Below are 13020 nucleotides of genomic sequence, written 5' to 3'. Positions count from 1 at the left end.
GTACCTGGACTTCATCAACATGTTCCAGTTCCTCCTGGCTCTCGTGGGCAACCGCAACGAGTAAGGACGAGCGGATCGTTTGATCGCGAAGCCCCGGCTGAAAAGCCGGGGCTTTTGTTTTGGGATCAGGTCTGCGCAGACCGATGACCGAACCAGGCGCTCGCAGCAGCCGCTGCCGCGCAGATCAAGGTGACGAGCCCGAACCCGCCGGCCATAGCCGTGGCGTAGGTGTTCTGCACGGTGTCGGTTCCGGCCTGGGACGGCAGGGGAGTGCCGAACGTCGCCTGCCCGAAGAGGTCCGCGGTTTCCGGGCTCGCCCATGCGGCGGCGTACTGGAAGCCCAAGGTGGCGATCACACCGAGGCCGGCAACGGCGATGAGACCCGCGACGCGGGAGATCGCGTTGTTGATGCCCGACGCCACACCGATCCGGTCGTCGGGAGCGGCATTCATCACCGTGGTCGACAGGGGCGCGACCGTGATGCCCATCCCCAGTCCCATCACGGCCATGACCGGCAAGACCGCAATCCAATAGCTGCCGTGAAAGACGGCAGGAGCCAGAAGCGCGAAGCTGAATGCCGTGATGAGCGGACCCACCGTGAGGAGCATGCGGGTGCCGAACCGGTCGGCCAGGACACCGCCGAGGCGGGAGAGCACGGCCATGACGAGCGTGAACGGCAGGAACACGGACCCTGCCTTGGCGGCCGAATAGCCATGTGCTTCGATGAGGGCTGTGGGCAGGAAGAAGAGAGCCCCACTCAGCGCGAAGTACAGCAGCAGGGTCAGCGCGTTGACGTTGGCGAAGGCCGGGATGCGAAACAGGTCAAGGGGCATCATCGGCGCGGCGCTGCGTCTCTCGTGCAGCACGAAGAGGACGAGGATCACCGCGCCGGCCATCGTCAGCAGGAGAGCGATGCCTCGCTGGCTGTCCCGTTCGCCGAGCGCGGTCAGCCCATAAGCGAGAAGACCGAGCCCTAAGACGGCGAGAACCGCTCCAAGCCAGTCCATCGTGGCGTCTTCCAACGCCGGGCTGTCCGGCACATGCCTCCAGCAGAGCCAGAGCGCCAGCACGGCCACCGGTAGGTTGATCCAGAAGATCGCCTGCCACGGGCCGATATCGATGAGCCATCCGCCGAGGATCGGCCCGAAAGCTGCCGCGATGGCAGAGGCGGCCGCCCAGGTGCCGATGGCCTTGCCCCGGGCATCCGGCGGGAAATGGGCGCTGATGAGCGCCAGGGACCCCGGCACCAGCAGGGCGCCGCTGACACCCTGAAACGCACGGGCGACGATCAGCATCTCGGCCGATTGGGACAGGCCGCACCACAGGGAGGCCAGGCCGAAACAGGCGATGCCGATCATGAAGATCCGTCGAAGACCATAGGCATCGCCGGCCGCGCCGCCCAGCAGCAGGAAGGCGGACAGGGTCAGCGCATAGGCATTGGTGATCCATTGCATTTCGGACAGCGACGCCTGCAGGCTCTCGCGCATCTGTGGAATCGCGACGGTCACGATGGCGCCGTCGGCAAACACCATGCCGGAGCCCAGGATCGCACTCCAGACGACAGCGTTCTGCGCACGGGATGTGACGGTCGGCGGCGTCCCGCCTGGGCTGAGCTGGTTCACCCGCAACCCTTTCTCATGATGCATCATGCTAATCCTGGCGCAGGAATAAAGACAGCCCCGGCGCGAGGCTGCCACTTCCGCAGCGACCCAAACATGGTCTAGAGAACACGCATGAGCCTCGTCATCCGCCCGTCCCGTGAAACCGATATTCCCGCCATCGCGGCCATCTATGCCCACGCGGTCACGCACGGCACTGCCTCGTTCGAGCTCGAGCCGCCACCGGAAGCCGAGATGGCTCGCCGCCGCGATGACATCGTGGAAGGCGGCTACCCCTATCTCGTCGCAGAGAGGGATGGCGACGTTTTGGGCTATGCCTATGCAAGCGCCTATCGCACGCGACCTGCCTACCGTTCGACGGTTGAAGACTCGATCTACATTGCGCCGTCGGCACAGGGGCAGGGCGTCGGGCGCGCGCTCCTCGTGGCGCTGATCGAGCAATGCGAGGCGCTGGATTTCCGGCTCATGGTGGCGGTCATCGGCGATGAGGATTCGCACGGCTCCATCGGGCTGCACAGAAGCCTCGGCTTCGAGCCTGCAGGCATTCTCAAGGGCATCGGCTACAAGCAAGGGCGCTGGCTCTCCACGGTGCTGATGCAGCGCCCGCTTGGGCGCGGCACGGCCGCGCCGCCAACGCGGCCTGTTACCTGAGACTCAACGATGCTCACCACCATGATCCGCAGACCGAAGGACGGTCTGTGGCAGAACCCGGATTTCATGCGCCTGTGGGGCGCGCAGACGCTGTCAGCCATCGGCACGCGCTTCACCCGCGAAGGGCTGCCGATCATCGCGGCGCTCACCCTCGATGCCTCGGCGACGGATCTCGGTGTTCTCGTGGCGTTGAGCATGCTGCCGGGCGTGCTCCTCAGCCCCTTCGTGGGCGCCTGGATCGACCGCACGCGGCGCCGGCGCGTCCTCATCATGGCCGACCTGCTGCGTGCCGCCGTGCTGCTCACCCTGCCGGTGATGGCGTGGTGTGACGCCATCACCATCGGTCAGGTGATCGGCGTCGCAACCGCCGTGGCCCTGTTCTCCATGGTCTTCCAGACCGCCGACAATGCCTATCTGCCCACCGTGGTGGAGAAGGACCAGCTTCTGGAGGGCAACGCGAAGCTCGCCACCACCGATGCGGTGGCGGAGATCGCCGGTCCTGCTCTCGCAGGCGTCGCGATCCAGGCCCTGACGGCGCCGTTCGCCATCCTGTTCGATGCCCTGTCGTATCTCTGGTCCGCCGTGCTGCTCGCCTCGATCAAGCGGCCCGAGCCGCCCCTCGTCACCGGCGAACATGCGCCCGACCTGTGGCGCGAGACGCGGGAGGGCCTGCGCTTCGTGTTCAGGCATCCGGTGCTCAGGCCGCTCACTTTGTGCCTTGCGACACTCACCTTCTTCCTGAGCCTCTTCGCGCCGCTCTACGTGCTCTATGCGGTCCGTGATCTCGGCATCCAGCCGGGCGTCCTCGGGTTCATTGTGGCGCTCGGCGGCATCAGCGGCCTGATCGGGGCGCGGCTGGCCGCCTGGGCCGGACGGCGCTTTCCCGTCCGCCGGGTTCTCATCGGCGCGCTGCTGGCCTACGGCCTCGTGACCTGCTTCATTCCCCTGGCCCAGGGGCCCCTCTGGGTCGCCGCCGGAGCGCTGTGCATCAGCCAGCTGTTCGGCGATGGCCTCTGGGTGGCCTTCTCCACCAACGCCACCGTGCTGCGCCAGACGGTGACCCCCGATGCCTTACGCGGGCGTGAGGCCGGTACGGTGCATCTTCTGACCGGCGGGCTCGGACTCATCGCAGCTCTCACGGCCGGGTTCGTGGCGGATTGGATCGGCATCAGGGCCGTGCTCTGGATGGGCTCCTTAGGGATCATCACGTCGAGCCTGTGGCTTCTCGCCCTGCCGCAGGATACGGATCGGCGCTAGTTCGCCACCACCTTCGGCTTTTCGAGCACGCGCAGCACGCGGTCGAGTTCGTGCCCGCGCTTGAGGATCAGGCCCGTCGAGACGATAACCGAATACGCGCCCTGTTTCTTGGCGAGTTTCGGGTCTTTCTCGATGCGGTAGAGGGGCATTTCCGAGGTGCGGCGGAAGATCGAGAACACGGCCTTGTCCGGCATGAAGTCGATGGCGTAATCGCGCCACTCGCCGGCGGCCACCATGCGGCCATAGAGGTTGAGAATGGCCTGCAACTCGGAGCGGTCGAAGGACACCTGTTTCGGCGCGGCGGGGAAGGGCACGATATGGGCTGTGCCCTGGCTCGAGCCGCCGCGCAGCGGCTCCGCGATGTCACCTTCGCTCATGACGCCTCCCATGGCTGTTAACATGGTCTGATGATGGGCTTAGGCGGCTACCGGATCAACCCGTCGGGACACAATGAATCACCGCTTCCTTTGCAAATCTTATTCCTGCCTCATTCGTGCCGAATTGGAGCCGCACTGAACCCCGTAAATGCTTAAGTTGCCTCGACGGCCCGGCTCATCGAATGGCTTGGACACGTCAGCCCCCCAGCCCTCCGGGTCGTTTGGAGAGCCGGGCCACGTCGAGACACAAGGCTGCCTTACGGGGCAGCCTTTTCTTTTTGTCGCCGACGAGTGACGCAAGAATTCTTGCTGTCTCAACGCCATGGCCATTCTCATGTCAGGAAACACGGCCCTCATCCTGAGGAGCAGCCGTGAGGCTGCGTCTCGAAGGATCATCCAGAGGGCGCTGGAGGCTCCTTCGAGACGGTCGCTCAAGCGACCTCCTCAGGATGAGGTGAGAGTGCGTTGAAGCGGGATCACCGGCATAAGGCCGGTGATGACGGCATGGGAATCAGAAGACCCTCAAAATCCCGACAGCACGATCTTGCCCCGCGTGCGGCCGCTCTCGATGAGCGCGTGCGCCCGCTTGAGATTGGCCGCATTGATCGGCCCGATCACATCCGACAGCGTCGTCCTGATCGTTCCCGCATCCACAAGGCGTGCGGCTTCGGTCAGGATCTCGTGCTGGCGCTCCATGTCGGCGGTCTGGAAGGTCGAGCGGGTGAACATGGATTCCCAGTGGATCGATACGCTCTTGCCCTTCAGCAGGCTGATGTCGAGGGGCATCTTCGGGTCGTCGATGAGCGCGAAGCGGCCCTGGGGCGCGATCGCCTTGGCGATCTCGGGAAAATGCGTGTCCGTGTGGGTGATCGAGAACACGAAGGCCGGTGCGCCGATTCCGAGCGCCTCCACCTGGGCGGCGAGAGGCTGGCTGTGATCGATCACATGATGGGCCCCGAGTTCTTTAGCCCAGGCTTGCGTTTCCGGACGCGAGGCCGTGGCGATCACGGTGAGATCCGTGAGGTGGCGCGCCAGCTGAAGGGCGACGGAGCCCACGCCGCCGGCGGCACCGACGATCAGAAGGGCATTGGCCGCGCCCTTGACCGGGCGCTTCACGTCGAGCCGGTCGAACAGGGTCTCCCAGGCGGTCAGCGTGGTGAGCGGCAGGGCGGCCGCTTCCTCGAAGCTGAGGGATTGGGGCTTTCTCCCCACCAGCCGCTCGTCAACCACATGGAATTCCGCATTGGTGCCGGGCCGGGTGATGGCGCCAGCATAGAACACCTCATCGCCTTCCTTGAAGAGCGAGACCTCCGCGCCGATGCCGCGCACGATGCCGGCGGCGTCGAATCCCAGCACCTTCACGCCGCCCGGCTCGGGTTGGGCCCGCATGCGGACCTTGGTGTCGACCGGGTTCAGGGACACCGCCTTGATCTCGACCAGAAGGTCCCGCGGCCCTGGTTCAGGCTGGGGCAGGTCGACGTTGATAAGGGAGGCATCCTGGTCGATGGGAAGCGATTGCTGATAGCCGACGGCGCGCATGACGTGTCTCCAGTTGACGAAACCATAGTTGAGCATAGGCTCTAAAGCCGCAAGAACGCACAAAAACAGCCCATAGTGTCAAAAAGGATACCGTGATGCCGAGGGTGTCTTCGAGGATTCCGGGAGTTCAGGGATGCGCCGTCGAGCGCACGCTGAGCCTCATTGAGGGCAAGTGGAAGATCATCGTGCTCTACAAACTCTTGAGGGGGACCTTGCGCTTCAACGAGCTGCGGCGGCTGATGCCCCTGGTCACCCAGCGCATGCTCACGCATCAGCTGCGCGAGCTGGAGGCCGACGGGCTCATCATCCGCACGGTCTATGCCCAGGTGCCGCCCCGAGTCGAATATTCCCTGTCGGCCCGCGGGCGGAGTCTCGAGCCGGTGCTCATGGCCATGAAGGAATGGGGCGATACGAATCTTTCGTCTCAAGGTGCTCAGGCAGCCTAAAGTGTTCGTGCGCTGCCATAACTTAACCCTACGTGGCGCGCTCCTGCAGGCTGTTCTTGCGCCGCCTGCCGCTCTGTGGCAACGCTCCCGCAACAACGACAATCAGAGGATGCGCGCATGAAGCTGGATACCCCCACCAGCGGAAGCGAGTTGACGGCGGAAGCCGTCGCCGTGCTGGAAGCCGGACACAAGGCCACCCCTCCGACCTTCGTGCGCGATCTGTACGGGCGGGTGCCGTCCGAGGATCTCGCCTTCTACTCGCCTCAGTCCCTGGCGGATCTCGCAGCGGAAGCCTTCGAGCATCTCAAGGCCTCCCGCACCGCCGAGGGCGCGGATGTGCGCCTCCTCGACGTGGAGGTCGAGCGCGATGGTCGGCGCCAGGACGTGACGGTGCTCGAGATCGTCAACGACAACATGCCCTTCCTGCTGGACTCGACGCTCGCCGAGATCGTCGACCAGGGCTACGACCCGCTGCTCGTGGCGCATCCGATCCTAGCCGTGGAGCGTGACGCGGGCGGTGCGCTGGTCCGCCTCGTGGGCGAGGCCACGGCGGCCTTGCGGCTCGGCGTAAAGCGCGAGAGCTTCATCCATATTCACCTGCCCCGCATCGACGACGTGGAAACCCGCACCGGAATTATCGAGGCCATTCGGCGGGTCCACGGCGACGTGTCGCTCGCGGTGCACGACTGGCCGGGCATGCGCGCGCGCGTCACCGAGATCGTGCACAATTACCGCCTCAACCCGCCGCCGCTGCCGGACGACGAGGTAAAGGAGGCGATCGCCTTCCTCGACTGGATCGCACGGGACAATTTCACCTTCCTGGGCCTGCGCGAATACCGCCTGCCGTCCGGCGACACCGCGGCCGACCCGGTGGAAGGCTCAGGGCTTGGCCTCCTGCGCGATCCAAGCGTGCGCGTGCTGCGCCGCGGCCGCGATCTGGTCTCCATGTCGCCGGAAATCCGCGCCTTCCTGGCGCGTCCGCAGGCGCTCATCATCACCAAGGCGAACGTGAAGTCCCGTGTCCACCGCCGGGCGCATCTCGACTACATCGGCGTGAAGCTTTTCGACGGCAACGGCCATCTGCAGGGGGAGCTGCGCATCGTCGGCCTGTTCACCGCGAGCGCCTACACCAACACCACCGGCGAAGTGCCGTATCTCCGCCACAAGGTGGCGAAGGTCACGTCCCGCGCGGGCTTCGACCCGTCGAGCTATGCGGGCCGCGCGCTTCTCAACGTGCTCGAGAATTATCCGCGCGACGAGCTGTTCCAGATCGACGAGGACACGCTCTACCACTTCGCCATCGACATCATGAACCTGTCGGAGCGCCCGCGGGTGCGGGTGCTGGCGCGCGCCGACGAGTTCGACCGCTTCGTGTCGGTTCTCGTGTTCGTGCCGAAGGACCGCTACGACACGCAGGCCCGCCTGCGCATCGGCCAGTTCCTCGCCGGCATCTACGAGGGGCGTGTGTCCGCCTCCTATCCGTCCTATCCGGAAGGTCCGCTCGCACGCACCCATTACATCATCGGCCGCGACGAGGGGCAGACCCCGCAGGTCCCCCGCGAGACCTTGGAAAAAGGCATCTCCGCCATCGTGCGCACCTGGAGCGATGCGCTGCGCGACGCACTCGACGCATCTGTGGGTGGCGCAAAGGCGCGCGCGCTCGCATCACGCTACGGCGAGGCGTTCAGCGCCGCCTATCGCGAGGCCTTCGGGGCCGAGCAGGTGATCCAGGACATCAGCCTGCTGGAGCAGCTCTCCGAGGCCCGCCCCCGCGCCGTTGACCTTTACCGCCGCGAAGGCGACGGCGACACCCGCGTGAACCTCAAGGTCTTCTCGCTCAACGTCGCGCTGCCCCTGTCGGACCGCGTGCCGCTCCTGGAAAATCTCGGCTTCCGGGTGGTGAACGAGCGAACCTATCGCGTGGCGTTTACCGGCTCCGACCGGGTGTGGCTCCACGACATGACCCTGGAGCGTGCCGCCGGCGGCACGATCAACATCGACGAGATCCAGGCGCTCATCGAGGCGGCGCTGCTTGCCCTGTTCCGGGGCCTTGCGGAATCCGACGGCTTCAACCGTCTGGTGCTCGAAGCCGGCCTCGGCTGGCGCGATGTGGCGATGATTCGAGCCTTCGGCCGCTACCTACGCCAGATCCAGGTCACCTATTCGCAGGATTACATCGCGGGAACGCTCGCGCGCCACGGCACCATCGTGGCCGATCTCGTAAAGCTCTTTTACGCGCGCTTCGACCCGCGTCACGAGAAGGGCCGCGAGGCCGGTGAGGCGGTGATTCGCGAGCGCATCGAGGAGCAGCTGAAGCAGGTCACGAGCCTCGACGACGATCGCATCCTGCGCCGCTTCATCAACCTGATCGATGCGGCGACCCGGACCAACTTCTTCCAGCTGGAAGACAACGGCCTGCCGCGCCAGACCATCGCGTTCAAGTTCGAATGCGCCAAGGTGGAAGGTTTGCCGCTGCCGAGGCCGCTCTACGAAATCTTCGTCTACTCGCCCCGCGTCGAAGGCGTGCACCTGCGCTTCGGCAAGGTGGCGCGCGGAGGCCTGCGCTGGTCCGACCGGCCGCAGGATTTCCGCACCGAGGTGCTGGGCCTCGTGAAGGCGCAGCAGGTCAAGAATGCCGTGATCGTGCCGGTGGGCGCCAAGGGCGGCTTCGTGCCCAAGCTCCTGCCGCCCGCGAGCGACCGGCAGGCCTGGCTCAATGAGGGCACCGAGAGCTACCGCATCTTCGTGCGCACCATGCTGCAGCTCACCGACAATATCGTGGGCGACAGCATCGTCCCGCCGCCGGACACGGTGCGCCACGACGGCGACGATCCCTATCTCGTGGTCGCCGCCGACAAGGGCACGGCCACCTTCTCCGACACGGCGAACGCGCTCTCCATCGAGAAGGGCCATTGGCTCGGCGATGCCTTCGCATCCGGCGGCAGCCAGGGCTACGACCATAAGAAGATGGGCATCACGGCCCGCGGCGCCTGGGAGGCGGTGAAGCGCCACTTCCGCGAAATCGACATCGACATCCAGACCACGCCGGTGACGGTGGCGGGCGTGGGCGACATGTCGGGCGACGTGTTCGGCAATGGCATGCTGCTGTCGCGGGCGCTGAAGCTCGTGGCGGCCTTCGACCACCGCGACATCTTCCTCGATCCGAACCCGGACCCGGAGACCACCTTCAAGGAGCGCGAGCGCCTGTTCAATCTGCCCCGCTCCAGCTGGCAGGATTACGACAAGGCGCTGATCTCGGCGGGCGGCGGCATCTTCCCGCGCAACGCGAAATCGATTCCGCTTTCACCTGAAGTGCGCGCGCTGCTCGACCTCGACAAGCCGGAGGCCACGCCGGCCGAGGTGATGAACGCCATCCTGAAAGCCCGCGTCGACCTGCTCTGGTTCGGCGGCATCGGCACTTATGTGCGCGCCTCGTCCGAGACGGACGAGCAGGTGGGCGACCGCGCCAACGATGCGATCCGCATCACCGGCCCGGACGTGCGCGCCAAGGTAATTGGCGAGGGCGCCAATCTGGGCATGACCCAGCGCGGGCGCATCGAGGCGGCCCAGAAGGGCGTGCGCCTCAACACGGATGCCATCGACAATTCGGCGGGCGTGAACACCTCCGACGTGGAGGTGAACATCAAGATCGCGCTGACCACGCCGGAGCGCGACGGACGCCTCTCGGAGGAGCAGCGCAATGTGCTGCTCGCCGACATGACCGAGGATGTCGCGGCCCTCGTGCTGCGCAACAACTACCTGCAGAGTCTGGCGCTGTCGCTCTCCGAGCAGCGGGGTCTCGCCGATCTCGGCTTCGCGCGCCGGCTCATGCACATGCTGGAAGCGCAGGGCCGCCTCAACCGCGCCGTGGAATACCTGCCCGACGACTCGACGCTTACTGAGCGCGCCCGCCGCGGCGAGGCGCTGACGCGGCCCGAGCTTGCGGTGCTCTTGGCCTATGCCAAGCTCTCCCTGCACGATGCGCTGCTCGAGAGCCCCGTGCCGGACGATCCGTATCTCGGCAAGGAGCTTGATCGCTACTTCCCGGCCGAGATGCGTGAGCGTTTCCCCGACGCGATCGCAAGCCACCGCCTGCGGCGCGAGATCATCGCCACGCAGCTCGCCAACGCGATCATCAACCGCGGTGGCCCGACCATGGTGGCCCGCCTGGTGGACCAGACCGGCGCGGACGCGCCGACCATCGCGGCGGCTTACGCGGCCACCCGCGATTCCTTCAATCTCACCGAGATGAACATCGCCATCGATGCCCTCGACGGCATCGTGCCGGGCCGGGTGCAGTTGCGCCTCTACGGCGAGTTGCAGGACCTGCTCATGAACCGGATTGTCTGGTTCATCCGCAACGTGGATTTCGCCAACCACTCCCTCGACCAGATCATCGGCACCTACCGGGCCGGCATCGCTGAGGTCGAGCAGAGCCTTCAAGATGCGCTCTCGCCCGAGGCCAAGGCGGTGTGGGAAGCCCGCGCGAAAGCCCTGGTGGACGAGGGCGTTCCTGAGGACCTGGCGCGGCGCATCGCGTCCCTGCCCGATCTCGTGGCGGCGCCGGACATCGTGCAGACGGCGCAGAAGACGGGCAAGCCCGTCGCCGACATCGCCTGCACGCACTTCGCGCTGGAAGCCTCCTTCCGCCTCGGCGCGCTCATCGGTGCCGCGCAGGAAATCAGCGTCAGCGATTACTTCGACCGCCTGGCGCTGGACCGCGCCATCGACAGCATCGCCTATGCCCATCGCGGCCTGACCGCCGAGGTGTCCTCCGGGGACATATCGGGCAACGAGGCGGTGCGCGCCTGGGGCGAGAAGCGTGGCGCCGACGTCAACCGCATCCGCAGCGCGGTCGACGGAATCGTGTCGTCGGGCCTGACCCTGTCCAAGATCACCGTGGCGGCGAGCCTCCTCGGCGATCTGGCGCGGACGACCTAAAACGGTTCGTTCCGGATGACACGCATCAAGCCCTCCGCCCCTTGTGGGGGAGGGACACCATCGATGAGGGTGTCGTCCCCGGCGAGCCGCAGGCGAGGGAAGGGGATCCACTCAGATGCACAGCTCCATGGATTCCCTTCCCCTCCGCTGCGCTCCGGCCGGGAATGACACCCGCCGTCATGGCCGGGCTTGTCCCGGCCATCTCGATCAGGTGAAGCGCCTCGCCTTTCTGATCGAGATCACCGGCTCAAGGCCGGTGATGACGGAACATGGGAGAGCTAAGGTGGACAACAAACCCCGGTGAGCACCATCAACTCCCTCGCGCCGCCAAAAAAAGCCTCGCGTCCCGCGATCCTGGGCTGGCTCCTGTTCGACTGGGCGTGCCAGCCGTTCTTCACGCTCGTCACCACCTTCGTGTTCGCGCCCTATTTCGCATCAGTGCTGGCCTCCGATCCGGTGAGCGGACAGAGCCTCTGGGGCTATGCGACGGCGGCGGCCGGGCTCGTGCTCGCCATCCTGTCGCCGGTGCTCGGCTCCATCGCCGATGCCACGGGGCCGAAGAAGCCGTGGATCGCCGCCTGCGGGCTCTTTCTGGTCAGTGCGTCAGTCGCCCTGTGGTACGCTGCGCCCGGGCAATCCCATGCCATTCCCATCGCGCTGATCGGCTTCGCCTTCGGGACGGTGGCCGTGGAGGTGGCCGCTGTGTTCAACAACGCCATGATCCCGCATCTCGTGCCGCCGGAGCGCTACGGGCGCCTTTCAGGCACCGGCTGGGCGATGGGGTATTGCGGCGGACTCGTGTCGCTCGTGATCGTGCTGGGCTTCCTCGCCGCCGATCCTGCGTCGATGAAAACCGTGTTCGGCCTGGATCCGCTCTTTGGGCTCGATCCGGCAACACGTGACGGCGACCGCGTCACGGGTCCGTTCTCCGCCGTGTGGTTCCTGGTCTTCGTGCTGCCGCTGTTTCTGCTCACACCGGATGTCCCGCGCTCAGGCATAAGCCTGAAAGCGGCCGCGAGACAGGGCATGGAGCAGGTGAAAAACACCATCGCGGATGCACGGCGGCACCCGAGCGTCGGGCGCTTTCTCCTCGCCAACATGGTCTATCAGGATGCGCTCGTGGCGCTCTTCGCTTTCGGGGGCATCTACGGCGCGGGCGTGTTCGGATGGCAGGCCATCGAGCTCGGACTCTTCGGCATCCTGCTCACCATCACCGGCACCATCGGGGCGCTGATCGGCGGGCGGCTCGACGACCGCATCGGCGCCAAGCCGGTGATCCTTGGTGCCATCGTCATCCTGGCGCTCGTCTGCGTCGGCATTTTGTCGCTCGGACGCGACCACGTCTTCTTTGTGGTGCCGACCGCACCGCCGGCGCCCGACGACGGCCTCTACGGCTCCGCGCCGGAAAAGGTGTTCGTGCTGCTCGGCCTTATCATCGGGGCCGTTGCGGGTCCGCTGCAAGCGTCGTCTCGCAGCCTGCTGGCGCGCTTGGTTCCAGCGCAGGAGGCGGGGCGCTATTTCGGCCTGCTGGCACTCTCAGGAAAAGTCACGTCCTTCCTCGCCCCGCTCGCGGTCGCCGTCGCAACCGCGATTTTTCAGACACAGGCGGCAGGACCGGCGGTGCTGATCCTGTTCCTGCTCGCGGGCTTTTGGCTGCTCAGCGGCGTGAAGCGGGTGTGAAACCCTCCACCGTCATTCCGGGGCGAGCGTGAGCGAGAGCCTGGAATCCATAACCGCTGACGATACCGAAAAGCGTGCGACGCTGATCGCTCTTCTCTGAAGCGTCGTGTGTATGGATTTCCACGCCTCCAGCGCGGCCCTTCGGGTCGGGCTCCGCTACGCGGCCCCGGAATGACAGCGGGACTTATTCCAACGTAACCGCCGTGCCGCTCACGGTGACCATCATCATGCCCTCGTTCTTGCCGATGGCGCCGTAATCCATGTGAACGCCAACGATGGCATGAGCACCAAGGCGCTGAGCCTCGTCGATCATCTCTTGGAGGGCCGTGTCTCGTCCGTCGCGCAGCACGCGCTCGTAGGAGCCCGAGCGCCCGCCCACCACGTCGCGGATGGAGGCGAAGAAATCGCGGAACACGTTGGCGCCGAGAATCGCCTCGCCCGAGACGATGCCGCGATAGGAGGCGATGCGGCGACCTTCGATACTGGGCGTGGTGGTGATGATCATGGGGC

The 13020-nt window shown here is 65.9% G+C and carries 9 protein-coding genes; 5 read left to right on the top strand and 4 right to left on the bottom strand.

What is annotated here, in order from left to right; genetic code table 11:
• Positions 1-125: 125 nt before the first annotated feature.
• Positions 126-1646 carry an MFS transporter gene (locus IC232_RS14225; protein WP_190845624.1) on the bottom strand — a complete coding sequence of 507 codons (1521 nt, stop codon included), beginning with the start codon at positions 1644-1646 and terminating at the stop codon, positions 126-128.
• Between the two features lie 87 nt (positions 1647-1733).
• Between IC232_RS14225 and IC232_RS14220 the strand changes: the two genes are divergently transcribed.
• Complete coding sequence (locus IC232_RS14220; protein WP_190845623.1) at positions 1734-2270, top strand: GNAT family N-acetyltransferase; 537 nt, start codon at positions 1734-1736, stop codon at positions 2268-2270.
• 9 nt (positions 2271-2279) lie between these two features.
• A complete protein-coding gene (locus IC232_RS14215) occupies positions 2280-3527 on the top strand; it encodes an MFS transporter (protein ID WP_190845622.1) in 1248 nt (415 codons plus the stop codon).
• Here the strand turns inward: IC232_RS14215 and IC232_RS14210 are convergent.
• A complete protein-coding gene (locus tag IC232_RS14210) occupies positions 3524-3904 on the bottom strand; it encodes a DUF2794 domain-containing protein (protein ID WP_190845621.1) in 381 nt (126 codons plus the stop codon). The two genes, IC232_RS14215 and IC232_RS14210, sit on opposite strands and share 4 nt — an antisense overlap.
• 522 nt (positions 3905-4426) lie before the next feature.
• Complete coding sequence (locus tag IC232_RS14205) at positions 4427-5443, bottom strand: zinc-binding alcohol dehydrogenase family protein (RefSeq protein ID WP_190845620.1); 1017 nt, start codon at positions 5441-5443, stop codon at positions 4427-4429.
• Between the two features lie 95 nt (positions 5444-5538).
• Between IC232_RS14205 and IC232_RS14200 the strand changes: the two genes are divergently transcribed.
• From IC232_RS14200 to IC232_RS14190, 3 genes are all read left to right on the top strand, one after another.
• The gene (locus IC232_RS14200) at positions 5539-5889 is read left to right on the top strand and encodes a winged helix-turn-helix transcriptional regulator (RefSeq protein ID WP_190845619.1); all 351 of its coding nucleotides are present in this window, start codon (positions 5539-5541) and stop codon (positions 5887-5889) included.
• Positions 5890-6006: 117 nt separating this feature from the next.
• Positions 6007-10830, top strand: coding sequence for an NAD-glutamate dehydrogenase (locus IC232_RS14195; RefSeq protein ID WP_190845618.1), 4824 nt, complete (start codon positions 6007-6009; stop codon positions 10828-10830).
• Positions 10831-11130: 300 nt separating this feature from the next.
• Positions 11131-12510: an MFS transporter gene (locus tag IC232_RS14190; protein WP_190845617.1), complete on the top strand. Its 1380-nt coding sequence runs from the start codon at positions 11131-11133 to the stop codon at positions 12508-12510.
• A 184-nt stretch (positions 12511-12694) separates the two neighbouring features.
• On the opposite strand, the gene IC232_RS14185 is transcribed toward IC232_RS14190, so the two are convergent.
• A complete protein-coding gene (locus tag IC232_RS14185; RefSeq protein WP_190845616.1) occupies positions 12695-13015 on the bottom strand; it encodes a heavy metal-binding domain-containing protein in 321 nt (106 codons plus the stop codon).
• Between the last annotated feature and the right edge of the window lie 5 nt (positions 13016-13020).

Source organism: Microvirga sp. (assembly GCF_014699075.1).
GTDB lineage: Bacteria > Pseudomonadota > Alphaproteobacteria > Rhizobiales > Beijerinckiaceae > Microvirga.
Note: the sequence above shows the minus strand (reverse complement) of the source record. Positions and strands in the feature narration are given on the sequence as shown.